Origin of the sequence: Rhodococcus shunpengi, from assembly GCF_048381395.1 — a bacterium.
Lineage (GTDB): Bacteria > Actinomycetota > Actinomycetes > Mycobacteriales > Mycobacteriaceae > Rhodococcus.
In genome coordinates this window covers 72,310-96,318 of record NZ_JBLWIU010000015.1, presented here as the reverse complement: position 1 = coordinate 96,318, position 24,009 = coordinate 72,310, and the positions used below count along the sequence as shown (strand labels likewise).

The window sequence follows — 24,009 nt, the reverse complement described above, 5'->3', positions numbered from 1 at the left end:
ACTTCACTTGTCCAAGGTCCGCAGGGACTGTGCGGCGTCGATGGTGGGCGGAGCCGAAAAGGATGCGGTGGCAGTTGCATTCGGTGTCGAGGTGCGCTGGTCGGCAACCAGTTGGCGTGTCGCGCCCTTGCGTCCCCAGCCGCCGGGCAGCAGGATCACCGAGACCACCGAGATGGCCGAGACGATCAGTAGGTAGAGCACGATCGAGTTGCTGGTGTTGGTGGAGGCGTACAGGGCGGTCGCAATGGTCGGGGCGAACGCCGAGCCCGCGACCTGGGAGATCGTGTAGCCGATCGAGACGCCGCTGTAGCGCACATCCGCATCGAAGATCATGGTGAACAGCGATCCGGTTACTCCGGCGGCGGGGGCCATGGAGATGCCGAAGACCAGTACCTGCGCGGTCATGAAAAGCCAGGGGTTTCCGGTGTCGATCAGTGCGAAGGCCGGGCCGATCGCCACCCCCATGGTGACGGCGCCGAGCAGGTACATGGTCTTGCGGCCGAAGGTGTCCGACAGGGCGCCGAAGACGGGATAGAGGAGGACGGCGACGAGGCCGGCGACGAACACGCCGGCCAGGGCGAAGGTGCGGCTGATTCCGGCGACGGTGGTGCCGTAGGAGACGAGATACGCCATGCAGATGTAGGCGAACACTCCCTGGGACAGGTAGGTGCCGGCAATGAGGAAGATTTCTTTCCAGTGCTTGCGGAATGCGACGGCGATCGGCATCCGCACTACAGCACTGTTGGCTTTAATCTCGGCGAAGTCGGGGCTTTCGGTCAGGGACAGGCGGATGAACAGGCCGATTACGATCAGGACCGCGCTGAACAGGAACGGTAGCCGCCAGCCCCAACTGAGGAACTGCTCGTCCGGGAGTTGAGAAGCGGCGAAGAACGCCAGGGTCGCAATGCTCGTCCCGGCGGGAGCACCCATCTGTGAGAAGGAGCCGAAGAATCCTTTCTTCGCGGTGGGGGCATGCTCGACGGCCATCAAGGTGGCGCCACCCCATTCACCGCCTACGGCGAAGCCTTGAACCAGGCGCAGCAAAGTGAGCAGGATCGGAGCGGCGATGCCGATCTGGGCGTAACCGGGTAGCAGTCCCATCAGTACTGTGGCGGCACCCATACCGACGAGAGAGATGACGAGCATCTGTTTGCGGCCGACCCGGTCACCGAAGTGGCCGAAGACGATGCCTCCGAGGGGTCGGGCGAGGAATCCGACGCCGAAAGTAGCGAAGGACAACAGGATTCCGATAGCAGGTGAAGCATCGGGGAAGAACAAGGTGGGGAAGACCAGTGCGGCCGCAGTGCCGTAGACGAAGAAGTCGTAGTACTCGACGGTGGTCCCTACGAAGCTGGCCAGGGCCACCCGCATCGGGGAGGTCTTCGTTGCGGAAGTCGGCGCGGTGGTCACGGTGTGGTTCCCCCGCTGCGAGTGTCGGAGCAGGCTGGCACTGCGAACAATGCTGGGTGCGAGGCGGTCGTCATGGCCGCGCCTTTCGTCTGAGATTCGTCGGGATGTCGAAGAGGGCCGCCGCAGAAAGGGGCCGAGCAACTGGAATGCTAGACGTCTAGTTGCGAAGCTACTCCAGCGCGAATGGTGACGCAAGTCTCTGTCGGAGGAAGCTGGATCGCTCTGTGGCGATCAATGTGATGCGGCGCTGCCTGAAGATACAGCGCCGCAGGCGGGGCGGAAGCCTGTAGGCCTGCCCGGTCGTGCAGAATCCGTTATAGGGAGCGGGCTCACCATCAGCGCGATGGCTGAGCACTCGATTCGTCGCGAATGACCGCGATCGTGCCGACGATATGGCGCTCCATCGCCTCACGCGCCGCAGCGGCATCGCGATTTCGGATCGCCTCGGCGATCTCGTGATGGTCGTGCTGGCGGTCGGGTAACGCACTCGCGAGCGGGTTGGTGATGCCGGCGGTGTTGATCAGGAAATCCGACAGATCCCACATCCGCTGACTGGTCTCCTCCATGATCCGTGAATGCGCCATCGCATGGATGGCGGCATGGAATTCCCTGTTGTGAACTCGGTATCCGTGGGCGCGAACCTCGGGGTCGTCGGAGGCGATCAAGGCATCGACGCGTGCAGAGATCAGATCCAGTTCCCGCACCTGCGCCTCGGTTCGCCGCGTGGCCGCCACCGCAGCAATGGCTCCTTCGAAACCACCGAACAGGGTGAAGAAGTCCTCGACCTCACGCGGGGTGTAGGAAACGACCTCGCATCCGACCTGAGGGACGATGTAGACCAGTTTGTCGCTCGAGAGGCGACGTAGGGCATCCATGACCGGCTGTTTGCTCACCCCGAATTCCTGCCGAATCGACTCGACGACGATCTTCTCGCCAGCGGTATAGCGGCCTTCGAGCAATCGGGTCTTCAAGATGTCGTAGAGCGCGGAGGACAGGCGTGCCCCGGAGGTGCGGACGTGCGCAAGGAGGGCGGCAGCCTCGGTGCTAGCCGTAGGGCCGGGATCGGTCGAGGTCATCGGCTCAGGCTTTCCGTCGGTTATCGGGTGGTGCTGGGAGCTGAAGGCAGCGACTTGCATTCTAGTACTTGTGGTGTGAGTCACTGTGAGCTACGTTCATCTGGAACGCTAGCATTCCAGTTCGCGATCAGCAGGCAGCATCCCCGATCGCGGAATCCACTCCGGAGGCATGCACACCCGCAGTGAGGCCGTCGGACACATTCCCGCTACGACGGGTAGGACGAGCCGAGTGCACACCACCGGGCCCCGTGCAAGGAGAAAACTTATGGAATTCTGTATCGGCACCTGCGCCAAGATCGATCAGGTCGCGATGGTGAAGCAGGCCGAAGACCTCGGGGTCACTCACTTCGGCGTCGGGGAAGGCCCGTTGCTGTTCTCCGATCCGTACCAGTTCCTCGCACTGGCTTCGCAGCAGACCACCGACATCCACCTGGGCACCATGGTCACCAACCCGCTGACCCGCATCGCCCCGGTCACCGCGAACTCCATGGCCACGCTCAACGCCCTGGCGCCAGGGCGAACCTTCCTCGGTATCGGTACCGCCAACAATGCGCTGCGTTCCATGGGCAACCGCACCGCGAAGATCTCCGAACTGTCCCACGCCATCGAGGTCTCCCGTGAACTGATGGCAGGCCGCCGGGTCAACCACACTTGGCTCGGACAGTCCCGGGAAGTGGAGTTCCTCGACAAGGAAAGCGGTTTCTACAACGTCACCGACCACATCCCGATCTGGGTTGCCGCCGGCGGGCCCCGCGGTCTCGCCGAAGCAGCGAAGTACGCCGACGCCGTCGTCTACTGCCTCGGACCGAACATCGACATGATCCAAATGATTCGCAGGCTCCTGGACAAAGCCGTCGCCGATGCCGGACGAGCCCCAGGCTCGGTCAAGCTCGTCTCGTTGTCCTGGTTCTACCAACTCGGCAACGGAGAAACCTGGGAAGACGGCGTCACCAACGGCTTCGGCTCCGGCCCGATCAGCTCATGCATCACCAACGCCGGACTGATGGACCAACACCGCGACGAACTCGGCGACTCGATCGTCGACGCCTCACTCACCGCCGCCCAGCAATACCTCGGCGACCCGAAAGCCGCGGACCAACCGCACTACCTCGACGTCTGGGCGAAGTACCTGCGCGGCCTCGACCCCCGGCACCGTCCGATCATCACCAAGGAACTCGTCGACTACTGGTGCCTGTACGGCTCTCCGGCCGAACTACGAGAAAAAACAGCCCTGATGCGCGAGGTCGGCGTCGACATCCTCCAAGTCTTCCTGTCCAACCCACGCACAGCCGCCCGAGACATCGACAACATCGGGCATTCGATCCTCGCCCACGCCTGATCCTTCCCCGTTCTGCCCAGGAGATACTGATGGAACTCGACCCGCGTACCACTGCGCTCGTGGCTGTCCACTGTCAAGGCGACGTCGTCGAACCTACCGGCGCCTTCGCCGACTTCTTCTACCAGCAGGTGACCGAGCGCAAGGTCATCGACCGCATCGCCACGCTCATCACCGCCGCCCGTACCGCCCACACCACGATCGTCTACACCCGGGTCGCATGGAAGCCGGACTTGTCCGATCTCGACGCCAACTCGCCCCTACTCGGCATCGTCGCCCAATCCGGTTGCCTCAAGGAAGGCAGCGAACTCGCCGAGATCATCGAACCCCTCACGCCGCATGATGAGGACATCGTGCTCACTCACCAGCGCATCGGAGCCTTCGCCCGTACCGACCTCGACACCATCCTACGCAGCAAAGGCATCACCACCCTCCTCTTCGCCGGTGTGGCCACAAACGCCTCAGTCGAGGGAACAGCCAGGGTCGCAGGCGATCTCGGATACCGAGTGGTGATCGTCGAGGATGCATGCTCTGCGGCCACTCTCGCAGCGCATCAAGCCAGCATCGACTCGCTCGCGCTACTGGCCGAGATCAGCACCGTCGACGAAGTCCGCGCTGCTTTGGCTACGACGATCACCGGCACCCCGATCTGACCGCCGACACCCAGTTCTCGGGCACAGCGCGTCGATGCCTATCCGCCCTCACATTGCTGATCTCAGACCAAAAAACGTCTACATCAGCAGTTCGTATATGAAGGCCACCATTTGCGACGCCCGCCTCGCCCAGCACATGCCCGAAGGAACTTCGACGGTATGTGCTGGGCGGTCCCGGTGAGCGCCTCCGTGGGGTGTTCTGTGAGGTATGCACTCGCGCCAAATAGAGCTGACACCGCGATACCGTCGGGCTGGCAGGAGTGCGCCGATCACTTTCCGTGCCGCCGGCAGGCACATCACCGGAAAGCATCGACGTTCTCCTCGGCCATTGCGCGAAGGTCTCGGCAGCTGCACGCGAAACGGCGGTAGCAGGCGTCTGCACCGTCGCGGTCGCTGGTCGGAGATGCCGATAGCCCTACACGGAGATCGGTCGCCCGTTGAGCAGTGTCCGTCGTAGTCGCCAGGTGCAATGCCGTTGGTCTCGACGATCCCAGCTGTGGCATCTGCATGCGGTCCGGTGCGTTGGCCTATCAGTGTTGTCTATGAATTGTCGGTGTCGGGGTCGAGTGTGAGGTGGTGGGTGATGATGTCGTGGGCGATGTGGGTGATCCTGCGGCGTTGGGTATATGCCATTGCTTGTAATCGGGCGAGGGCATCGGCGGCAGAGATCTGGAGTTGGACGGCGAGCATTCCTGCGGCGATGTGGACGTTGCCGCGGGGGAACAGTGCGGGATCCATCATGGGGGAAGAGGTGCGTGCGGGGTCGAGTTCATCGACGAGGGTGGGGCCGAGGGCGGCGGCGTAGCCGGTGGCGATGCGGTAGTGCTCGGTTTCGAGGGGGCCGGGTCTGGTCCGGTAGAGCTCGAGGACGCCGATATTGGTGGCATTGCCCACCGCGAGGGGGAAGGCGAAGAGGGCGCGGACGCCCAGGTCGAGTACCTCGGGGGTGAACATCGGCCAGCGGGTGGCCGTGGGGTCTGCGAGGTCGGGGTGTATCTCGGGGACGGATGTGCGGTAGGCGGTCAGGCAGGGGCCTTCGCGCAGGGTGAATTGGAGTTCGTCGACCTGCTCAGCGATGGTATCGGTGGCGTAGACCAGGTCTCGGGTGGTGTCACTGGCGAAGATTGCCACGGCTGCGCCGTCGACGCCGGTCAGATCAGCGCATCGATCGCAGTGGGTGCGGGTTCGGGTCAGGTGAGTCCCGGTCTGTCTGTCGGACCGGGCCGGGTCCTGAGGGTCGCTCATGATCTCGACTTCCCCGAAGATTGAGGGATAAACATGTCAGTTGATACTGACGTGACCGGTTGTATCCGGTCTATGACCTGCACCGACTCGCCGAGCGAGCGTGGGGATCGGACTTGGCGGCATATCATCACCGCGCGCAGCGCCGACCGGATCGACGCGGTCGAATCCCACCTGAGGTCCTGTGTGTCCCGGCGGCCGGGCAATTCCATCACCGAGACCGCTATCCGCAGCGAAGTCACGCGCAGGGGTCCGCTCGCGATGTGAACGGTGGCGCGTCGATGCTGCTCATCATCGGAGGGATCCGCTCGTTCAAGGCTTTCCGGGCGGAGATGGATCGCCCCGGCCTCGGATACCACTGCGGAGGGTGACGAACCGTGCATGTAGCCGGCCGCACTCGTTCCTGCAGAGGCGAAGGGCGGGAGCGCCGGGTGTGGCCCGGCAAGAGCAGCTCATCGGGTCACGGCTCGAATCGGTCGCGAGATAGAGGGTTGCATGCGAGCGGGTGATTTCACGGGTGAATTACCTAGTTGTATGAGGCCATGACGTTGGTGACACCGGTCCGGAGTTTGCTCGCGGGCGGTCGGTTACCGACGGCAGTATGCGGGCGATGATAGTTGTAGTGCACATTCCACACTAGTAGCGCCTGGGCGCGTTGCCGTTCACTGGCCCAGACGCGGGCGTAGAGGAACTCCTCGGCCAGGATCCGGTTGTAGCGCTCCACCTTCCCGTTGTGACGAGGCGTGTACGGGGTGATCCGCTGGTGCCGGCCACCGTGCAGTACCTTCGCGAAGTCCTTCGCCCGGTAGCAGGACCCGTTGTCGGTGACGACCCGGTGGATGTGCACGATGCCGTGGGCGGCGAAGAACACCCGCGCCCGGTGCATGAACCCGATTGCCGTCACGGCTTTCTCGTCGGACAGCGCCTCGGTATAGGCAAGACGGGAGAATCCGTCGACCGCCGAATGCAGATACACGTAGCCGGCGCGGGCGCCGGCGGTTTTGGCGCGGTCGACCTTCTTCGCCTGCTCGCTGCCACGACCGTGGACCCGCCAGCCACCGCCGTCGGGGATACGGCCAACTTTCTTGATGTCGACGTGCACCATATGCCCGGGCCAGCGGGCGATGATCCGGCGTGGCTGGCGATTGTTCTCGCCGTTCGGATCGAGGAATTTCCGCCGGTTCAGGCCGAGGTGAGCGAGGTGCCGGCTGACGGTACGCACCGAGATGCTGATGCCGTCGGCGCCCAGTTCGTGGGCGATACGAGCGGCGGACCACTTGCGGCTCCGCCGCAGTGTCTCGATCCGCGTTACGGTCTCGGCCGGAGTCGCGGTGGGCTGATGGTGCGGAACGCTGGGACGATCGAGCAGACCGAGTTCGCCGTGTTCGCGGTAGCGGGCCATCCATTTGCTGGCGCAGGCCCGGGAGATCCCCATCTCGGCGGCGACATGGGACAGCGGGCGGGTCTGGCAGCGCTCGACGAGACGGCGGCGACCTTCGACGGACAGCGGGGCGTTACGGTGGAGCACGGACGGGTTCTTTCGTTCGGCGGATGAGTTGGTGGTACTTCCCATCCTGCCGCCGGAAGACCCGTCCGCCTTCGTCAGCCCCTCGTTCCGGTGTCTACAACGTCATGACCCGCAACACCTAGGGATGGCATCGAAAGTGCGCCCGGCGTAGTCGATGCGTTCGTTCCGGTGACCGCCGGTGCCGGGAACCAGTAGATCCACGGACAGGGGAGTGTCGTCCCTGCACCTGGCAGCGGTCGTCTATGCAGGGAAAGGGCGTCAATCATCCGTAGTGGTACCGACAGGCGGCGATGCGGACCTCCGTGTCGGTCACCTTGTAAACAAGCCGGTGCTCGTCGGTGATTCGTCTGGACCAATACCCGGCGAAGTCGTACTTGAGAGGTTCGGGTTTGCCGATTCCCTCATTGCCATTGCGCTGGATATCGACCAGTAGGGTATTGATCCTCTTGAGGATCTTTCGGTCCTGTTGTTGCCACCAAAGGTAGTCCTGCCAGGCGTTCTCGTCCCACACCAACAGCATGTCAGTCGACGTCGAGCAGGCTGTGCGACTGGCCGCGACCGGCTTCGAGCCTCTCCATTGCGTCCAAGAGGCGACGAGCGTTGGCGGGGGAGCGCATCAGGTGCGCGGTCTCCCGGAGGGACTCGTAATCATCGAGGGAGACCATGACCACGGGTTCGTGGCCGGCACGGGTGATGATGACTTCCTCGCGGTCATTGGTCACTGCGTCGAGGACCTCGGCGTAGCGTGCCCGCGATTCGGTGTAACTCATCGTTTTCACGTGTACCTCCTGTACGTAAAAGCGTACAGTATTTTTCCGGGGCAGGCAATTGGTGGCCTGTCCGCCGGAACATTGCGGAGGGATGTGGGGTTATGCCGAGCTGGTGGCGTGGGTGCGGGGAGGGCGAGACCCCTCGTCGGTCCCGTCGCCGTTCGACGACGTCGAGGATGCTTTCGATTGGCTCCCTCTTGAGTGGCATCCCGACCGGTTCGATGTCGCCGAGGCCACGGCTGTGATCGCCGCGGCGATGGCCGCGCCGGTTCGCGTGCCCGACGAACTCGCCGCGCTGCGCACTCGGCTCGAGCACCGCGGTGACCCGGCGCTGACACACCTGCTGGAACGGGCAGCTACTCACCCGGTGGTCGAGGTCGATGACTCGGAGGCCGCGCAACTTGTCGAGTCGTATCTCGAACTGCTCGACGCGATCGGCGACGGGTTGCAGCTCGCCGCCGCCGGCTACCTGCCACCGGCAGTGGTCGAGCACCTCGCCGCCCGGACGGCGCCGACTACGGCCAACGCTCCGACGACCGCGTCAACGGCGTTGGGCGGCTATCGGCATCGGGACTTCGATACCCGGTTGACACCCTCGATGTGGCGATCCCCAAGTTGCGGCAGGGTTCGTATTTCCCGGACTGGCTGTTGCAGCGGCGCAAACGGGCCGAACGAGCTCTGACCACTGTGGTGGCGACCTGCTGTCTGCTCGGGGTGTCCACCCCGAAGGATGGAGAAACTCGTCGCCACCCTTGGGATCACGTCGTTGTCGAAGTCGCAGGTCAGCGTCATGTCGAAAGAGTTGGACGAGCAGGTCGAGGCGTTCCGCAGCCGGCCACTCGACGCCGGTCCCTACACGTTCGTCGCCGTCGACGCGCTGGTGCTCGAGGTCCGGGAGAACGGGCGCGTGGTCAATGTCCACACGCTGGTGGCGGTCGGGGTCAATGCCGAGGTCTACCGCGAGGTACCCGGTGTCGATATCACCTCCGCCGAGGACGGTGCCGGCTGGCTGAGCTTTTTCCGCGGCCTGGTCGCCCGGGGCCTGTCCGGGGTGCAGTTGGTGACCTCCGGCGCGGATTCGGTTCATGCCCAATGCGATCGGGTGATCGACGCGCTGGAGGATAAGCTGCCGAAGGTCGCGCAGCATCTTGACGCTGCGCGAGTGGACCTGCTGGCGTTCACTGCGTTTGAAGAAGCAGATCTGGAGGCAGATCTGGTCGGACAATCCGCAGGAGCGGTTGAACAAGGAGATCCGGCGTCGCACCGATGTGGTCGGGATCTTCCCGACCGGACCGCATTGATCCGACTGGTCGGGGCCGTGCTCGCCGAACAGCACGACGAGTGGATCGAAGGGCGTCGCTATCTCGGACTCGACGTCCTCGCCCGTTCCCGCAGCAACACGCCCGCTCAGTCCGTCACTGAACCGACGGAGGAGGTGACGCCCGCCTTGACCGCATAACCCGACGAGGAATCCCGCGACGACCTCGCACACCACGTCCCGGGACTTGACCCACCTGTTCCTACCTCAGTCCCAACTGCTCGGGTTGATTACTGAGGCGGTGGGACAGGCAGGTCTGCGGGGGTCGACACCCCCCATAGGTACCGCATTCGGTACCAGAACAGGTACCATGATGGGTATGCCCGGACTCAACATCCAGTTCACCGACGACGAGCAGGCACTGATCCGCGACGCCGCTGATCGCGAGGGGATCTCCCTCAAAGCGTTCGTGCACAACGCTTCGCTCGACGCTGCCAGCAGCCGTAAACACCTGCGCGACGAGTTGCTCGCCGACATCTTCGACAAGTCCGCCGAACTCAACGACCGACTCGCGTGACGTTCTACCTCGACCGCGACGACCTTCTGACGATCGCTGCGCGTGTCAACGGCGGATCGCCCGCTGTGCGCGAGATGGGCCTGCTCGACGCAGCGATCGCACGTCCGCAGAGCACCGTGTTCGGTGTCGACGCCTATCCCACACTGTTCGAGAAGGCAGCCGCGTTGCTCCATTCGATCGCCCGAAACCCCGCCCTCGTCGACGGCAACAAGCGGACCGCCTGGGCCGCGACATGGCTGTTCCTCGGTTACAACGGCATGCGCCTGCAGCGCGGCTTCGACGTGGACGCCGCCGAGGCCCTGATGAATGACACCGCCACCGGCGCTCACGAGGTCGCCTCGATCGCCGCCTCCCTCGCCACGTTCACGGCCTGACCACCCCCGACGGCACTGCTTCGGGTACCGGGCGGTGTTCGCCGTCCACGCGCCGGAGGTTACGGCTGGCGCCTCGGCGCAGGGTGCATCCCACCGCCCGCCGCACGCGCGGTCTCGGCGGCGTGAACCAGCGGGCCGAGCGCGGTACCGGCGTTTCCGGCTCGTCGACATGCCCCCGAAGCCCCCTTACCGAGGCGAGCCGGGCATTTGGCAGGGAGCAGCGCCAAGATCGCGGCGGGTGTTTCCCCGGGAAACGGTGTGACGTCTTCGCTGTTTCCCGGAAACGGCGAGGATCTCCTCGGCCGCGGTCGGCGGGTGGGGTCACCGCCGCCCCAGCGCGCGCAGCTCGTCGATCACCTGCAGACGTTCGTCCTCGGTCAGCAGCACACCGAGCGGGGACAGGTTGCGCGTCTCGTTGCCCGTCTCATCGTCAGCCTCGACGATTCGGCGAAAGGCCTCGACATCGTTGTCCCGAACGATCTGTTCCCATCAATCGAGCGTCTCGGTGAAGAGGCTTGGACACGTAGTGCTCGACCAAACCGGCAAATCACACGTAGTGCCGAGCACTCGGACCTCGCTCCGTGATCTTCTTGCGCTGTGGGGCACGTACGCCGTGCGCTGAGTCCTACGGCCTGGCGACGGCGGTGGTCAGACGACGACTGCGTCCGACAGTCCGCCCGGTTCGACCGACTGCGGCCGCTGGTGTGCCTTGACGCCGATCAGGGTGCGGCAGTCCGGGCTGACCAGCCACATCCGCGCGGCGTGTTCGATTTCGAACCGTCCGTCGGGCCTTGACCCCAGTCCGTGGACGCGGGTGGTGGATTACGCGACGGATGCCAGCGTAGCGGTGTCGCCAGCGAGGGAATATCGGGGTGGACTCCCGTACCACGAGTTACTTCGGAAGTTGGTCGATCATGTAGCGGGTTGCCATGTCGACCTTTCGCCGCCATGCTGCAACGGCTCCCTCCACGTCATGAGCCTTGATCGCATTGAGAAGGTCGATACCGTCTTGAACGATGTCGTGTGCCGGGTAGTGGTAGGTGAGTCCGAGAATGCTGACGAACAGTCGAATCTGCAAGGTCAGCCGGACGAACATAGCTTCGATGCGCGGCATCTGCGCCGCACGGGCAAGTTCGTCCTGGAACTCGAGGTCCACCGAGCCGGCGCCTTCGCTGTTACCTTTGTGAGCCTGCCGCACGACTTCAGTGAACACTTCGTCGACGATGCTGGGAAGTGGCTCTGTCGACGCGGCGAGTCGCCGGATCAGGATGGACCCCAGATGTGCTCGGGCGGTGTACGTTTCTGTCACATCGCGTTGGGTGGGGGAGGGAACGAAAATTTGCCCTGCGGTGTCCTGGTGGACAAGTCCGTCGTCTGCAAGAGTGCGGAGCGTGTCGATGATCGAGCCACGCGATCGTTGCACGCGTTGAGCCAGTCGTCGCTCCGAGATCCGTTCTCCTGGATAGAGTGTGCCGTCGGCGAAGCTTTCGTACAGGCCCCGCATGACGACAGCCGAATCGCTGTTGCGTGCAATGGCGTTGTATCCGGAGATGGCCGAGCGGTAGTCGGAGGGTGCATGGTGCATGGTGCGTGACCAGGTGAACGGTTCGCGCGGATTCTGGTACCAATGTCGTAGTCGGCGTTGTAATTCTGCGAGTTCGGGTATCTGGCGGTCGTCGATCTTGCGTGCGAGGCCGTGGAGTTGTGCGAGCCAACGTTCTGGAGGGATGACAACGGCGTTCAGGTGACGGTTGCGGATCAACCACCGTTGTGTCGCGGTATCGGGTTCGAAATCGAGGAGGACGATCGCGGTTCGGTCGGCGGGCAGTGCTGCTGTGACCTGCTGTAGCAGCGAGCTGGCGGAGTCGTCGATGTCGGTGTGTTGCGTGAGAGTGTCCGCCGCGAGTCGGGCGCAGAGGACGGTCTCCAGGGGATCGGTCAATGCCGCTGGGCGGCGTTTGTGATGGGTGGGGCGGGGAGTCGCTGGTGAGTGGAGTCCGAGGATCCGGTGGTGTGGGCCGATATGGACGTACGCAAGTAATGCGCTGCGGTCGGCCAGCATCGGCAGGTCGTCCAGTGGACTGCGTGGGAAGGCAGCAAGACGTATCCGGTGGACCGTGGACTGACTTAATCCGAGTTCGTCGGCGATGAGTCGAGTAGTCCAACGATCGGCGGGTGGTGGAACCAGTGTCTGCGCCAAGATCAACGAGTCCCTGTCTGCTGCGACGGAAGGGCGTCCCGGACGAGGCCTGTCGGACAGGCCGGCGATTCCTTGTTCGATAAACCGGTCCTTCCATTTGCGGACCGTGTGGTAACTGACGTCGAGGCTTCGCGCTGCGTCCGCTATGCTCCCCTCGCCGCATGCCAAGACGATCTGCGCCCGTAACGAGGCACGGAGCGTAGAACTCGGAGCGTTGGCCAATTGAGCGAGTGCGATCCGCTCGTCCTCAGTGAGCCGAATCGATGGGGTCACGAAGATGCAGCCTCCTCGGACGCCTCGTTCTCACGATGAAAAAACCTAGGCGATGTGTTCGGTCCCTCGTAGACGCTGCTGGAGGATCGACGCCATCGAAGGTGAAGGTCCGACACGTTCACCATGAATATTTATCCACACAATTGGATGTGGAGCACGGTTGACGTTCGTGTCGGTCGTTATGAGGGTGCGCGTCCTCGCCCAACCCCGACGTATCCGTGTGGATGCCCACGCATCAACTCCGCAGTCTTGATCGTCCTCTGGGTTCACGGATCGCCCACGGTGGTTACGTGGCCGATCCGTGAAGCGGAGAGCGTCGCGGCGACTGATCCGGGTGGATATCTTCGGTTGGCCGGACCGTAGGTCAGGCTCCGTTCAGCCGGTCCAATGCGAGCTTGAGCAGAGCTTCGGCTTCGGCGTCGAGGTCGTCGAGCGGCGCCCGGGGGCTTCCGATCGGTTCTCCCTGCAGGCGCATCCCGGCTTTGACAGCTTGGGTGAAGGGGATTGCCATCATCGCGTCGATGACCGGGAATACACGGAGCCACTCGTCGCGAGCGCGGTGGAGGTCACCCTCGCGGATCGCGCGGACGACGGCGACAATCTCGTTGGGGACGACGTTTGCTGCGCCGGCCATGATGCCGGCCGCGCCTTCGGTAAGGGCGCTGAAACTGAAGCTGTCCCATCCCATGATGAGTTTGATGTCTTGGCTGTGATGGTGGATCAGGCGCAGCGCCTGTTCCCAATCGTGGCTGGAGTCCTTGACGTATTCGATGTTGTCGATCTCGCGACCGAAGCGCGCGATCCCTTCGGCGCTGAGGTTCACACCGGTCACGCCGGGGTTGTTGTAGAGCATGATCGGGATGTTGGCGGAGCCTGCGACGGTCTCGACGTAGCGGTTGATTTCGTTGTCGGTGAGCGGTTCGTAGTAGGGGGTGATCAGCATGAGGACGTCGGCGCCGGCCGCTTCGGCGGCGGTGGAGAGGTCCACCGCTTCACGGGTGGTGAGCGATCCGGTGTGCGCGACGACCGGAACTCGTCCCGCGACGTGCTCGATCACGATGTCGAAGATCTGGCGGCGTTCGGCGTTGGTGAGGGAGGTGTACTCACCCGTTCCGCCGCCGACGACGAGGGCATCGACGCCGGCGTCGATGTTGCGGTCGACTACTCGCTGCATCAGCCGGGCATCGATGGTGTCGTCGACGGTGAACGGGGTGGGAAGAGCGGTCAAGACGCCGCGCAGTTCCTTGGCCATAGCGGCCTCCTCAGATGGTTCGGTTCGGGTGGGGGTCATGCGCCGCGGGTCTGGCGCGCAGTGGCCAGAGTGCTGGCTGCTCCTTGCGCGGCAGTGAAGCCGGAGCTGACTGCGGTGTCGGTGTAGAAGGTGCCGAGGAAGTCACCGGCCAGGAAGACTCGTTCCGAGGGCCGGGTGAGTTCGGGCTGGAGCTTGTGACGGCCGGGGAAGCAGTAGGGCGATCCGAATTCGAACTTCTCCACCCGCGCATCGGTGACGATGTCGGCGAAGCCGGGGAAGATGTCGTCGAGATCGGCGAGGTAGGTGTCGACGATCTCTTGCTCGGGCAGGTCGAAGAGCTTGTGGCCCAGGCTCGCGGGCGAGAATGTCATCATGCTGCCGCCGGGCTGGCGGGTGGTCTCGCGTCCTCGAGTGAGGTTTCCCTGATTCAGTGCGACGGTGAAGGACCGATTGGGGGTCGCAATGCCGTAGGTGCCGTCGTAAGGCATCGGCTGCTGCTCGTTGGTCAGGAAAGCGCCGGCCACGTGCGGTCCGTACTTGATCTGCCCGAGTGCCTCGCGCAGTTCCGGACGGAGATTCACGGCCATCTTGCGGGTGATCGGTGCCGGGGTGGCCAGTACTGCGGTGCGGGCCTTGACCTCGACGTCCTTGCCGCCCTGCGTGTACCGGACGACAACGTGATCACGGTTCTGCACAACTTCGTTGACGTGGGCATCGAGCTCGATGCTGCCGCGGATGGATTGCGCGATCGTCTCGGTCAAGGTCGCAGCGCCGCCGACGATGTAGTTGCCCAGACCCTGGCCGATGTTCCAGATCAGGTTGAAGTAGCCGATCCCGGCACCGGCCGAGAGCTGCTCGGGGTCTGCGGCCGAACGCATTGCCACTGAACAGTAGAAATCTCGTGCCGCGGGGGTGGTGTGGCCGATGTAGTCGGCGAAGGTGCGATCGTCTTCGAAGTCGAAGATTCGTTGCTGCCGGACTTCGGGTGTTTCCCCGCTGCGTCGCCGCGCGGCCTTCTTGTATCGCAGGACGTCGGGTCCGAGTCGTGCCCCGATCTTCAGGATCGCTCGACGATCCTTCCACGCCAGGGGGATCCGGAAGGGGTAGGTGTGGATCAGACCGGTGCTGAGGAATCTGCCGTTCATTGCCATTCCCTGCAGTGATCCAGGGATCGCGGCCCAGCGGGTGCCGGTTTCGGCCACCAGTTCGGCGCTGGCGCTTCCTTCGCCGGCAAACATGTGCCCGCCCCAGTTCATGACGTACGGGCCGTGCTGTTCGGACCGGATGCGGCCGCCGACGCGGCCGCTGTCCGCCTCGAGAACTTGAATATCCCAGTGCCGCAACCGCCATGCTGCGGACAGGCCGGCCAATCCGCCGCCGATGATCACTACGTCTTTCATGATATTTCCGTTCGGTCAAGTCGCGGGGGACGCGGGGTGGGGGATGGCTTTGGTGGCCTCCTGCAGGGCGAGGAAGCGGGTGTAGAGATCGTCGTAAGCGGCGATGTTCGCGGTATCGGGCTTGTAAGTGTTGTGGAATTCCAGGCCTGTGCGGGCGATGTCGACGGCGGAGTGCCATAGTCCGACGGCGACGCCGGCAATGATGGCTGCGCCGCGGCAGCCGGCGCTGCCGGCTCCGCTGACGGTGTGCACGGGGCGTCCGGTGGCGTCTGCTTTGATTTGGCACCATACGGCGCTTTTCGCGCCGCCGCTGAGGGAGATGATCTCTTCGATCTTCACGCCGAGGTCTTCGGTGGAGGAGATCATGCGGCGCAGCACCATGGCCACGCCCTCCATTACTCCGCGGGCGAGGTGCTGTTTGGAGTGTGAGAGGGTCAGGCCGAAGAAGGCGCCGCGGGCGTGGGGATCGAGGTCCGGCGGTCCGGAGCCTTGCAGGTGCGGGAGCACCACCAGGCCGTCGCAGCCGGGTTCGATCTGCCGAACTTCCTCGTCGATGAGCTGATAAGCGTTGATGCCGCATAGTTCTTCGATCTGCTTCTCGGTGGAGCAGAACTGGTCACGGAACCAGCGCATCACCATGCCGCCGGTGGAGAAAGTGTGCAGCATGTATTGGCCGGGAAGCGCTGCGGCGAAGCACGGTACTCGACCTGCGGGATCGAGTCGGAGCTCGTCGACGACCGTGACGGTGGTCAACGCCGACCCGGTGCTCTCGGAGAAGATGCCGGGCGTGACGTTGCCCAAGCCGAGTGCCCCGCACGCTTGATCGAGGGCTCCGACGGAGACCGGCAATCCTGCGGGCAGACCGAGCTCGGCGGCAGCGGAGCTTTTCAGTGCGCCGATGATTTCGCCCTGCGGGGCGATCTCGGGCAGTTTCGCGTTGTCGATGCCGAGGTAGTCGAGCATGTCCGGCCAGTATTGCCGGGTGTTGATGTCCCAGAACAATGTCGAGCACAGGAGTGAATCCTCGCTTACCAGCCTGCCGGTGAGCCGCTGCACGATGAAGTCCTTGAGCAGCGCGAAGCGGGCGGTCGCGGCGAAGCGAGCGGGGTCGTTGCGTCGGAGCCAGAGGATTTTTGCGGCTGGCCAGATGGGATCCATTGCGGGTTGCCCCGTGACCGCGTGGATGGTGGCTCGGCCGAAGTGCTGCTCGATCTCGTCGGATTCGGCCGATGCCCGGTTGTCCATCCAGACGATCGCCCGTCCCAGCGGCTGATCATGGGAATCGAGGCACAGCATCGTCTCACCCTGGGCGGACAGGCCGAGTGCCCGGATTGAGGAGACGTCCACTGTCGACTCGCGCAGTAGCGATGTCACCGCATGGGCGAATGTATGGATGTAGGTGTCGGGTTCGAGTTCGACGTAGCCTGCGCGGGGAGTGAGTAGGTCGTATTCGGCAGTGTGTTCGGCGACTTCGGCTCCGTCGGCTCCGAAGAGTGCTGCCTTGATCGCGGTGGTGCCGATGTCGACGCCGAGGACGTACCAGGTCATTGTGCTGCCTCGCTGACGGTTTCGCCGGCTTCGACGGCGGCGCGGAGATTGTCGCGGAACGAGTGTCCGGGGCGGAGAGTGCCCTCGAACAAGGCGCCGCCGATGGTGAAGCCGAATGGGCCGAGGTCGTGCATCAGTCGGATTCGCTCGACCGAGTTGATGCTGCCTGCGACGATGGTTCGCTCTCCGCCGGCTGTTGCTATGACGCGGCGTGCCAGTTCGATGGGGTCGCCGTCGGTATAACGGTAGGCGACCAGATCGACCCCGTCCACGCCGAGTTCGAGGAGGCGGGTTACGTCCTGTTCGATATCGTCGAGTGTTCCCGAGAGGGTGATCGGCGGACCGTGGGTCTCTCCGCAGAACGGGAAGTACTTCATTCCGGCATCTCGGACTTTGTTGCGGACGGTCTCGGTGAACTGTCCGCCGGTGAGGTACTCGATGCCGCAATCGGCGGCGAATGACACAGTAGAGAGCATATCGGTCTCGGAGAAGTTGACAGCTTCGAGGACCGCGGTCTTGCCGGCGTCCCGGAAGTCGGTGACCAGCTGCTCGGATTCTTTCAGGGACAGTCCGATGTCCTTGAAACCCCAGAAGTTCACCGGAAGATCGGCCGCTTCGCGGAAGACTTCACGGGCGTTGGGCACGGTCACGTCATGGTGGGTCAGCATGACGATGATTTCTGGCCTCATGGTTCTCCCTAGATGTACGCCGGTGGGTCAGCATTAGGTGTTCACTGGTCTGCTGAAGAGAGAGTTGTAATACAACTTTGGTGTGTGACAGTAACGAGGGCCACACACTCTGTCAACGGCACATTTCTCCGGCCCCGTATTACGGCCGTTGCTTGATCAACGTTGTGCTTCAAGGCATGCTAGGAGCCATGACAAAGGCGAAATCGGACAATTCAACATCGTCATCGTCGGCGGTGGTGACCGATGAAGCCGGTCACAAGATCAGCACCTCGGCTCGCGCCGCGCTCGCTCTCAAGCGCCGGTTGTCTGATGAATTCTGGAGCGCGGGCGACCGGCTTCCGTCCGAACCGGTACTGGCCAAACAACTCGGCGTGAGCCGGGTCAGCCTTCGCGCCGCCCTCGGGCAACTCGAGAACGAGGGGCTGATCACTCGCCGACACGGCTCGGGAACATACGTCAACTCCGTTCGTCCGCTGGTGCGCAGCTTGCACAAGAACATCGGCGCCGACCAGCTCATCCGCTCCACAGGACACACTCCCGGAATCGCGGAGATGTCCTGGCGGCGTGCCGAGGCCGACGACAAGATCGCGAACTGCCTGGGCCTCGAAGTCGGGGCGCCGATCATCGATCTGTACCGTGTGCGAACGTCCGACGGCACCCCGGTCACCATCGAGCACGATTACTTCTCCGCCGATCTCGTACCGCCCGGACCGCTCACGATCGGGCCGTCGTTGTACAGCTTCCTGTCCGAGACGTGCGGTATCGACGTGGTGTTCGGCGTTGCAGAGCTCGAACCTGCCCAGGTCGGCACTGCCTACGCGCCGATTTTCGGGGTCGAGCCGGACGAATTCTGCATGATCATCCGGCAGGTCGACTACACGGAGACCGAGCAACCCGTCTCGTACTCGATCGAATATCACCTCGCGAGCGCGTTCGATTTCCAACTGGTTCGCCTGGGTCCGGTGAGCCCCGCAGGAGGGTAACGCTCCTGGCCGAGTTCGCGCCCGACCCAGGAGTTCGGCGCGAAGTCGGTCCGAGGCGTGGTGAGACGACCGATCTCCGGGGCCGGGCACCGGCGGTACGTTCGCGACCTGGAAAAAACCCGTGCACCCCTCCCGCGGGTGCCCCGCCGAAACCGGTCCCGGCGAGGTATGCCCGGATGAGTGCGCGTACGCGTTCGTGCCGTACGCATGTGCGCGGAATACGTCCGAGTGCTCGTGTGGCCCGTACCGATGTTCGATGACGGACCGAGCCTCATCCTTGTCGTCTGGCCGCGATGGTGCACGTGCGCCATGGGGGCGAAGCCCGAGTACTCGGATAGGCCGAGTTGCCTGATCGAGGTGCCGGTCGCCGCGTCCCGCACAGGCCTTCGCCTGACCGTCAAGCGTGCTGCACCTCCTCGCCCTCGTCGACTACTGCACCGGAGCGATCCGTCGTCACCACGGATCGGATGATTGCCCGATAGTGCTGGCGCAGTATGTATTCGAGGTGAAGTTCGGTCTGTTCCATTGTGGAGTAGCCGCAGGGGAGCGACTGAGACGGCGAAGCCCACCGACTGTAAAAATATTTTTCACGGTTGAATGCGGATTTATGCGCTTTACTGCAACTGTGACCTGCGCGACGATTCTTGTGTCGCCTTCGGAACCCGCTCTGCGGCAGCCGCGGCATTTCGACTCTCCGTCCACGCTTCAGGAGGAATCCATGTCCCACGCAACGGTCAACCGGTTCGCCAGCAAGACGATTGCCTTCCACGAAATCCCCATCATCGACATCGCCGGCCTTGTCGACGGAAGCGACGTCGAGGCAGTCGCGCGCCGGATCGGGCAAGCCTGCGAACAGGTCGGCTTCTTCTACGTCAAGAACCACGGCGTTCCGTCCGAGCTGGTCAAGCGCATGTATGCAGCCACCGAGGAATTCTTCGGCCTCCCCGACGAGGCCAAGAACAACGTACACATCGAGAAGTCCGGCCCGACCGCGCGCGGATACATCCCGCCGTTCGCCGAGAACGCAGACCCGCAGAACAACGTCGACCTCAAAGAAGCCTTCGACTACGCGGCGAAGCAGGATCGCGTGTCACCGTTCTTCGGGCCGAACCTGATGCCTGCGGAGCTGCCCGAATTCGAGATCACCTGCGACGAGTACTACGCCGCCATGCGCACACTGGCCGGCCATCTGGTCCGCGCATTCGCCATCAGCCTCGGTCTGCCCGCCGACTACTTCGAGCGGATGCAGACCGACCCGATCACCATCCAGCGCCTGCTGCACTACCCGCCGCAGGACCCCACTGCGAACGACAACACGATCGGCATCGGTGCCCATACCGACAAGGGCATCTTGACGATTCTTTCGCAGGACAACGTCGGTGGTCTGCAGGTGCAGAACAAGGACGGGGAGTGGATCAGTGCCCCGCCGGTCGAGGACGCCTTCGTCATCAACATCGGTGACCTGGTCCAGCTGATGACGAACGGGAAGTACTCCTCGACGATCCACCGGGTGGTCAACGAGAGCGGCGCGGGACGCTACTCGGTGGCGTTCTTCATCGATCTCGATTTCGACGCCTTGGTCGAGACCGTCCCCACCTGCGTGGATGCCGACCATCCTGCGAACCCTGCACCGTTCACCTGCGGTGAGTACAAGAGCAAGTGGTTCATGAACGTCTACCCGCACCTCAAGGACGGCTTGGAGTCGGTGAGCGTCAACGGCTGACGCACGTCGAGCAGGTTGGGGGCTCCGACGGGTCGTCGGAGCCCCCAACCGTTGCGACCGATTGTCGATTGCGGCGCGGAAGACGCTGCCCCTACTGTTGACCAGGTGAATGCATTTGCCACGTTCAGGCGGCCCGGTGCTTGACCCCAGGATCAAAGTCCTGCAGGCGGTCGACTACTACGGAACTGTCACAGCCGCTGCGTCCGCACTGGCATACACGCCGTCCGCGATCTCGTACCAACTGCGCCAACTGTCGGAGGTGCTCGGGGTCGAGTTGACCGAGCCCTCCGGTCGCGGCATCAAGCTCACGCCGGCAGCTCGCATCGTGCTGCGTCACGCGGTCATCATGCAGGAGCAATGGGAGAGGGCCCAAAGCGAACTCGCGGAAACGGCCGACGAGATGTCGGGGCCGTACACCCTCTGCGGCTTCTCCACCGCGACCACCCAATTGTTGCCCTACGCCGGCAGAGTCCTCTGCGAGCGCCACCCCCGCCTACGCGTGCGGCTGATCCAAGCCGATCCCAATGAGTGCTTCCGACTCCTCCAGATGGAGGAAGCCGATCTTGCCTTGGTGATGGTGACTGCGGACTCGCCCGCCCTGGACGATCTCCGTTTCGACCAACAGTTCCTGGTGGACGATCCGCTGGATCTCGTCGTTCCCGCGGATCATCAACTCGCGTCCCGCCGGAGGGTCACACTCGCGGATGCGGCCGACGAGACCTGGGTGGTCGGGGCACCGGGCGGGGCCTATCATCAGCTCACCGTGACTGCGTGTGTGGCAGCAGGATTCACCCCGAACATCGTTCATCAAGCCGATGAGTGGGAGACCGGAGCAGCGATCGTGTCCCAGGGCATGGGAGTCATGCTCGTGCCGCGGCTATGGCTGCTGAGTTCGGAGTGGGCAGTCACCCGGATTCGGCTGACCGGCGAACCTGTCCCGGCCCGCAAGATCGTTGCTGCCACCCGCAGAGGCGCCGCACGGCACCCACTCGTCGCGGAGACGCTCGAGCTGGTCAAAGCGCGGTGCACGACCTTGTACTCGAATCCACACAACGAATCCGGAAGTACTTCGGACGATGCGAATGACCGAGGAGACACCACCGATGAGCTCCCTACCTGAGGTGCCGATCCGGCGCGACGAGATCGCGCACATCGCCCGCACCGCATTGGCACTGGCCGGCGCGTCCCCCACGCTCGCGGACCTGCTCGTGGATGCGGCCCTGTTCGCCGAAGATCGGGGGATGCGCGGTGTCGGCGTGGCGCACCTACTCGATTACCTGCGCGCTCTCGACACCGGCCGCCTGGACGGGAAGGCCGTTCCGCAGTTGACGCGGCCCGCGCCGGGGGTGATCTCCTGCGACGCGCGGGGCGGATCATTTCATACGGGGTTCGATATGGCCTTCGATGAACTCCTCACCGCTGCCCAGTCGCTCGGTGTCGCGGTGTTCCTGCAATCGGGCGCCTTCGCCGGTGGGCAACTCGGGTGGTTCACCGAACGCCTCTCGACGCACGGGTTGGTGGGACTCGGCGCCATCAACTCCAATGCGCTGTTGGCCACTGCGCCGGGAACCGGTCGCGTCCTGGGTACCAATCCGTTGTCGTACTCGTTTCCTCGGATGGGACAGCAGGTCATGACGGTGGATCAGTCGTCGAGCGCGGCGGCCTACGTGAACGTTCGGGACGCGGCGTCGAGAGGCGAGAAGATCCCTGACGGTTGGGCCCTCGACGCTGCCGGGCAGCCGACCACCGATCCCGATGCCGCACTCGAGGGCGCGATGTTGCCGTTCGGGGGCTACAAGGGTGCCAATATCGCGTGGATGGTCGAGCTTCTCGCCGGCATGTCCGGAGCCAATTGGTCCATCGACGCACCGTCTTTCGACTCGGGATCGGAGAACCCGGGGGTGGGCATGTTCTTGCTGGCGTTCGATGTGAACAAACTGCAGCCCGACTTCGTCGCGAGGGCAGATGCTCATGTAACCCGGTTGAGTGCTCTCGGCGTTCGTCCTCCCGGAACGTCACGCACGGTGCCCCTCAGTGAGATTCAGGTCCGAATGGACGTGCTGGACGAACTCGGTGCGCGTATCGGGGAGCTGTCCACAGTCGATCGATGACCGCTCGATGGGGGGATGGACGAGAGCGGTGTATTCCGCTCGAGGCTCTCGGGGTAGATGGCCGCCGGTGGTGATTTCTGACGATTCGGTGAGTCATTCGCGGGTCGGACGTCTCGTCGAATGCGTGGATGTTACGGGTCCGGTCAGGCCATCCTTGTGTGGCATGACCGCCACCGAGGAGGAGCCTGTTCGCCGTGTGATGCCGCTACTGCCGAGTCCGGACGGGTGAACACCTCCGGACTCGGCAGTAGCGGTGGGGCTCCGTGCCGACAGCAGCGGTTGTTCGGTGGCCGTCGCGACGAAGCGTTCGTGTGCGGGAATGAGGCAGCCGCATCGGGTGGTTACCGAATGCGCTTGCAACATCATTTGTTCGAAGGTTCCTGCGGACTGGTCGGTCCGAGAAAGAGATCGTCGTGCGACTCGATCTTCGTGAAGCCGAGGCGATGCGGCTCCCTGATCCGAGGGGCGATGGGGACGCTACGACGCGGACGGTACCGAGGGTCCGCCGGCCCACACCATGACGACCGGGGTAGTGCTGCGATTGTGGATCCGATGCGGAACCGTAGGCGGTACAGCCCATGCGTCCCCGGCTTTGAGCAGGTATTCCTGCTCCCCGTCGTCGAGATATCCCTCCCCGGAGACGCAATAGAACACCTCCCATGCACCCTCGTGTCCCGGATCCACGGCACCGGTGTCTCCGGGCTGCACGGTCGAGCTGCCGAACCACATCGCGTCGTTCCGGAAGTACTCCCGGCACAGTTCGGGCCCTTCGTAGAAGACGTTGGCGGCGTCCTGGCGAACGATGTACGGAGTTTCCGTCGTCATGTCGTGCTCCTTCCGTTGTGGGGCAATAGGTTTCGTGTAGATGTGGTCGATCGCGTATTTCGTCGACCGCGTGCGCGTGATGCTCGAGTCTGCATTACGAACAAATAGTTGTCATACAACATGTCGTATCGAGAACATACGTTCCCTGAATTGGGGCTGTCAACAGGGATAAGACGGGAGTTTCGCGGGTCCGGATGGGACAACTTCGACAGCGAGGAGGGGGCCTGCCCCGGCGCCTTCGGGTCGATGAGAGGCCCTCCTCCGTCCACGCCGCACTCATTTGACCCAGAAATTCGTACAACAGGGTGTGCCCGATATTTGGCATACAGTCGCCAGTTATACGGGCGATTTGTGGGTAGCTGATGCAGGTACTTGTGGTTCAGCTAAGCCGAGTTTTTACCGCGGTCTGGTGCAATGTGAGCTCCGCAATACACTCGACACACTCGAACACCCGGCTGAACGGCACCCAAGGCGGGTGACCCGTCTACCTGGTGCCCCGAGATGCCCGACCCGTTGCTTACCCCTTCCACGACCGACTATCGGCCGCTGAGCAACAGTCTTGGGCTGTCCCCACGGACGTGGCGTGCGGCGACGAGAAGCTATCAGCGGATCACTCGCACGCCCCACACGGTGGGAACACCGACAGCGGAGTCGGGATGACAACGATCGGTACGGCTTGTGAGTCGGGATCCCCATCTCCAGAAGCCTTGAACTGCACGACACCACCGTACGTTCAGTTCTCGATCAACCTCAGGTCCAGGAGACACAGCCATGATGCACC

At 63.6% G+C, this 24,009-nt stretch carries 22 protein-coding genes and 2 pseudogenes; 12 read left to right on the top strand and 12 right to left on the bottom strand.

The window, feature by feature from the left end:
* Nucleotides 1–3: 3 nt before the first annotated feature.
* Both ACNJ7K_RS10980 and ACNJ7K_RS10975 read right to left on the bottom strand, forming a co-directional pair.
* Entirely contained in the window at nucleotides 4–1,371 is a 1,368-nt protein-coding gene (locus ACNJ7K_RS10980) for an MFS transporter (RefSeq protein WP_230792368.1), read from the bottom strand.
* A 374-nt stretch (nucleotides 1,372–1,745) separates the two neighbouring features.
* Nucleotides 1,746–2,486 (bottom strand): GntR family transcriptional regulator, encoded by a 741-nt coding sequence (locus ACNJ7K_RS10975; RefSeq protein WP_064060777.1) that lies wholly within the window; start codon nucleotides 2,484–2,486, stop codon nucleotides 1,746–1,748.
* A 265-nt stretch (nucleotides 2,487–2,751) separates the two neighbouring features.
* Here ACNJ7K_RS10975 and ACNJ7K_RS10970 point away from each other — a divergent pair, with 265 nt between their 5' ends.
* Nucleotides 2,752–3,825: an LLM class flavin-dependent oxidoreductase gene (locus tag ACNJ7K_RS10970; RefSeq protein WP_487041692.1), complete on the top strand. Its 1,074-nt coding sequence runs from the start codon at nucleotides 2,752–2,754 to the stop codon at nucleotides 3,823–3,825.
* Between the two features lie 29 nt (nucleotides 3,826–3,854).
* Nucleotides 3,855–4,475 (top strand): cysteine hydrolase family protein, encoded by a 621-nt coding sequence (locus ACNJ7K_RS10965; RefSeq protein WP_088898909.1) that lies wholly within the window; start codon nucleotides 3,855–3,857, stop codon nucleotides 4,473–4,475.
* Between the two features lie 540 nt (nucleotides 4,476–5,015).
* Here the strand turns inward: ACNJ7K_RS10965 and ACNJ7K_RS10960 are convergent.
* The 4 genes from ACNJ7K_RS10960 to ACNJ7K_RS10945 all read right to left on the bottom strand — a co-directional run bounded on the left by ACNJ7K_RS10960 (nucleotide 5,016) and on the right by ACNJ7K_RS10945 (nucleotide 8,024).
* Nucleotides 5,016–5,720, bottom strand: a complete 705-nt coding sequence (locus ACNJ7K_RS10960; protein ID WP_487041691.1) for a GAF domain-containing protein — start codon at nucleotides 5,718–5,720, stop codon at nucleotides 5,016–5,018.
* A 523-nt stretch (nucleotides 5,721–6,243) separates the two neighbouring features.
* The gene (locus ACNJ7K_RS10955; RefSeq protein WP_487041690.1) at nucleotides 6,244–7,245 is read right to left on the bottom strand and encodes an IS481 family transposase; all 1,002 of its coding nucleotides are present in this window, start codon (nucleotides 7,243–7,245) and stop codon (nucleotides 6,244–6,246) included.
* A 262-nt stretch (nucleotides 7,246–7,507) separates the two neighbouring features.
* Nucleotides 7,508–7,765, bottom strand: a complete 258-nt coding sequence (locus tag ACNJ7K_RS10950; protein WP_139000135.1) for a Txe/YoeB family addiction module toxin — start codon at nucleotides 7,763–7,765, stop codon at nucleotides 7,508–7,510.
* Nucleotide 7,766: 1 nt separating this feature from the next.
* Nucleotides 7,767–8,024 (bottom strand): type II toxin-antitoxin system Phd/YefM family antitoxin, encoded by a 258-nt coding sequence (locus ACNJ7K_RS10945; protein ID WP_139000136.1) that lies wholly within the window; start codon nucleotides 8,022–8,024, stop codon nucleotides 7,767–7,769.
* Nucleotides 8,025–8,076: 52 nt separating this feature from the next.
* On the opposite strand from ACNJ7K_RS10945, the pseudogene ACNJ7K_RS10940 reads away from it, so the two are divergent.
* The 6 genes and pseudogenes from ACNJ7K_RS10940 to ACNJ7K_RS10915 form a co-directional block, all read left to right on the top strand.
* A pseudogene (locus ACNJ7K_RS10940) lies at nucleotides 8,077–8,232 on the top strand (IS1096 element passenger TnpR family protein); the annotation flags it as partial.
* 356 nt (nucleotides 8,233–8,588) lie between these two features.
* A pseudogene (locus tag ACNJ7K_RS10935) lies at nucleotides 8,589–8,681 on the top strand (transposase); the annotation flags it as partial.
* Between the two features lie 64 nt (nucleotides 8,682–8,745).
* Nucleotides 8,746–9,474, top strand: coding sequence for a transposase (locus tag ACNJ7K_RS10930; protein WP_487041689.1), 729 nt, complete (start codon nucleotides 8,746–8,748; stop codon nucleotides 9,472–9,474).
* A gap of 178 nt (nucleotides 9,475–9,652) precedes the next feature.
* Nucleotides 9,653–9,850 (top strand): type II toxin -antitoxin system TacA 1-like antitoxin, encoded by a 198-nt coding sequence (locus ACNJ7K_RS10925; protein ID WP_139000137.1) that lies wholly within the window; start codon nucleotides 9,653–9,655, stop codon nucleotides 9,848–9,850.
* Nucleotides 9,847–10,224, top strand: coding sequence for a type II toxin-antitoxin system death-on-curing family toxin (locus tag ACNJ7K_RS10920; RefSeq protein WP_487041688.1), 378 nt, complete (start codon nucleotides 9,847–9,849; stop codon nucleotides 10,222–10,224). The genes ACNJ7K_RS10925 and ACNJ7K_RS10920 overlap by 4 nt, the downstream gene beginning before the upstream one ends.
* A 258-nt stretch (nucleotides 10,225–10,482) precedes the next feature.
* Nucleotides 10,483–10,809: a hypothetical protein gene (locus tag ACNJ7K_RS10915; protein WP_487041687.1), complete on the top strand. Its 327-nt coding sequence runs from the start codon at nucleotides 10,483–10,485 to the stop codon at nucleotides 10,807–10,809.
* Nucleotides 10,810–11,116: 307 nt separating this feature from the next.
* Here ACNJ7K_RS10915 and ACNJ7K_RS10910 read toward each other — a convergent pair whose 3' ends face one another.
* The 5 genes from ACNJ7K_RS10910 to ACNJ7K_RS10890 all read right to left on the bottom strand — a co-directional run bounded on the left by ACNJ7K_RS10910 (nucleotide 11,117) and on the right by ACNJ7K_RS10890 (nucleotide 17,586).
* The gene (locus tag ACNJ7K_RS10910; protein WP_487041686.1) at nucleotides 11,117–12,697 is read right to left on the bottom strand and encodes a helix-turn-helix domain-containing protein; all 1,581 of its coding nucleotides are present in this window, start codon (nucleotides 12,695–12,697) and stop codon (nucleotides 11,117–11,119) included.
* Between the two features lie 364 nt (nucleotides 12,698–13,061).
* The gene (locus tag ACNJ7K_RS10905) at nucleotides 13,062–13,949 is read right to left on the bottom strand and encodes a dihydrodipicolinate synthase family protein (RefSeq protein ID WP_487041685.1); all 888 of its coding nucleotides are present in this window, start codon (nucleotides 13,947–13,949) and stop codon (nucleotides 13,062–13,064) included.
* Between the two features lie 35 nt (nucleotides 13,950–13,984).
* Nucleotides 13,985–15,349 (bottom strand): flavin monoamine oxidase family protein, encoded by a 1,365-nt coding sequence (locus ACNJ7K_RS10900; protein ID WP_487041684.1) that lies wholly within the window; start codon nucleotides 15,347–15,349, stop codon nucleotides 13,985–13,987.
* Nucleotides 15,350–15,364: 15 nt separating this feature from the next.
* The gene (locus tag ACNJ7K_RS10895; RefSeq protein ID WP_487041683.1) at nucleotides 15,365–16,897 is read right to left on the bottom strand and encodes a xylulokinase; all 1,533 of its coding nucleotides are present in this window, start codon (nucleotides 16,895–16,897) and stop codon (nucleotides 15,365–15,367) included.
* A complete protein-coding gene (locus ACNJ7K_RS10890; protein ID WP_487041682.1) occupies nucleotides 16,894–17,586 on the bottom strand; it encodes a hypothetical protein in 693 nt (230 codons plus the stop codon). Before ACNJ7K_RS10890 ends, ACNJ7K_RS10895 begins: the two co-directional genes overlap by 4 nt.
* Nucleotides 17,587–17,822: 236 nt before the next feature.
* On the opposite strand from ACNJ7K_RS10890, the gene ACNJ7K_RS10885 reads away from it, so the two are divergent.
* From ACNJ7K_RS10885 to ACNJ7K_RS10870, 4 genes are all read left to right on the top strand, one after another.
* Nucleotides 17,823–18,569 (top strand): GntR family transcriptional regulator, encoded by a 747-nt coding sequence (locus tag ACNJ7K_RS10885; protein ID WP_487041681.1) that lies wholly within the window; start codon nucleotides 17,823–17,825, stop codon nucleotides 18,567–18,569.
* Between the two features lie 403 nt (nucleotides 18,570–18,972).
* On the top strand, nucleotides 18,973–20,292 hold the full coding sequence (locus tag ACNJ7K_RS10880; protein ID WP_487041680.1) for an isopenicillin N synthase family dioxygenase: 1,320 nt from the start codon (nucleotides 18,973–18,975) through the stop codon (nucleotides 20,290–20,292).
* A gap of 136 nt (nucleotides 20,293–20,428) precedes the next feature.
* Complete coding sequence (locus tag ACNJ7K_RS10875) at nucleotides 20,429–21,412, top strand: LysR family transcriptional regulator (protein ID WP_487041679.1); 984 nt, start codon at nucleotides 20,429–20,431, stop codon at nucleotides 21,410–21,412.
* Nucleotides 21,396–22,403, top strand: a complete 1,008-nt coding sequence (locus ACNJ7K_RS10870) for an Ldh family oxidoreductase (protein WP_487041678.1) — start codon at nucleotides 21,396–21,398, stop codon at nucleotides 22,401–22,403. The genes ACNJ7K_RS10875 and ACNJ7K_RS10870 overlap by 17 nt, the downstream gene beginning before the upstream one ends.
* Nucleotides 22,404–22,880: 477 nt before the next feature.
* Here ACNJ7K_RS10870 and ACNJ7K_RS10865 read toward each other — a convergent pair whose 3' ends face one another.
* Nucleotides 22,881–23,228 (bottom strand): cupin domain-containing protein, encoded by a 348-nt coding sequence (locus ACNJ7K_RS10865; RefSeq protein WP_487041677.1) that lies wholly within the window; start codon nucleotides 23,226–23,228, stop codon nucleotides 22,881–22,883.
* Nucleotides 23,229–24,009: the final 781 nt, after the last annotated feature.

What these genes read in the sequence shown, in the direction of transcription:
- ACNJ7K_RS10980 (WP_230792368.1), bottom strand. Translation starts at nt 1,371, where the DNA reads ATGCGGGTGGCCCTGGCCAGCTTCGTAGGGACCACCGTCGAGTACTAC.
- ACNJ7K_RS10870 (WP_487041678.1), top strand. Translation starts at nt 21,396, where the DNA reads ATGAGCTCCCTACCTGAGGTGCCGATCCGGCGCGACGAGATCGCGCAC.
- ACNJ7K_RS10975 (WP_064060777.1), bottom strand. Translation starts at nt 2,486, where the DNA reads ATGACCTCGACCGATCCCGGCCCTACGGCTAGCACCGAGGCTGCCGCC.
- ACNJ7K_RS10895 (WP_487041683.1), bottom strand. Translation starts at nt 16,897, where the DNA reads ATGACCTGGTACGTCCTCGGCGTCGACATCGGCACCACCGCGATCAAG.
- ACNJ7K_RS10950 (WP_139000135.1), bottom strand. Translation starts at nt 7,765, where the DNA reads ATGCTGTTGGTGTGGGACGAGAACGCCTGGCAGGACTACCTTTGGTGG.
- ACNJ7K_RS10905 (WP_487041685.1), bottom strand. Translation starts at nt 13,949, where the DNA reads ATGGCCAAGGAACTGCGCGGCGTCTTGACCGCTCTTCCCACCCCGTTC.
- ACNJ7K_RS10865 (WP_487041677.1), bottom strand. Translation starts at nt 23,228, where the DNA reads ATGACGACGGAAACTCCGTACATCGTTCGCCAGGACGCCGCCAACGTC.
- ACNJ7K_RS10925 (WP_139000137.1), top strand. Translation starts at nt 9,653, where the DNA reads ATGCCCGGACTCAACATCCAGTTCACCGACGACGAGCAGGCACTGATC.
- ACNJ7K_RS10890 (WP_487041682.1), bottom strand. Translation starts at nt 17,586, where the DNA reads ATGAGGCCAGAAATCATCGTCATGCTGACCCACCATGACGTGACCGTG.
- ACNJ7K_RS10960 (WP_487041691.1), bottom strand. Translation starts at nt 5,720, where the DNA reads ATGAGCGACCCTCAGGACCCGGCCCGGTCCGACAGACAGACCGGGACT.
- ACNJ7K_RS10970 (WP_487041692.1), top strand. Translation starts at nt 2,752, where the DNA reads ATGGAATTCTGTATCGGCACCTGCGCCAAGATCGATCAGGTCGCGATG.
- ACNJ7K_RS10930 (WP_487041689.1), top strand. Translation starts at nt 8,746, where the DNA reads ATGGAGAAACTCGTCGCCACCCTTGGGATCACGTCGTTGTCGAAGTCG.
- ACNJ7K_RS10900 (WP_487041684.1), bottom strand. Translation starts at nt 15,349, where the DNA reads ATGAAAGACGTAGTGATCATCGGCGGCGGATTGGCCGGCCTGTCCGCA.
- ACNJ7K_RS10965 (WP_088898909.1), top strand. Translation starts at nt 3,855, where the DNA reads ATGGAACTCGACCCGCGTACCACTGCGCTCGTGGCTGTCCACTGTCAA.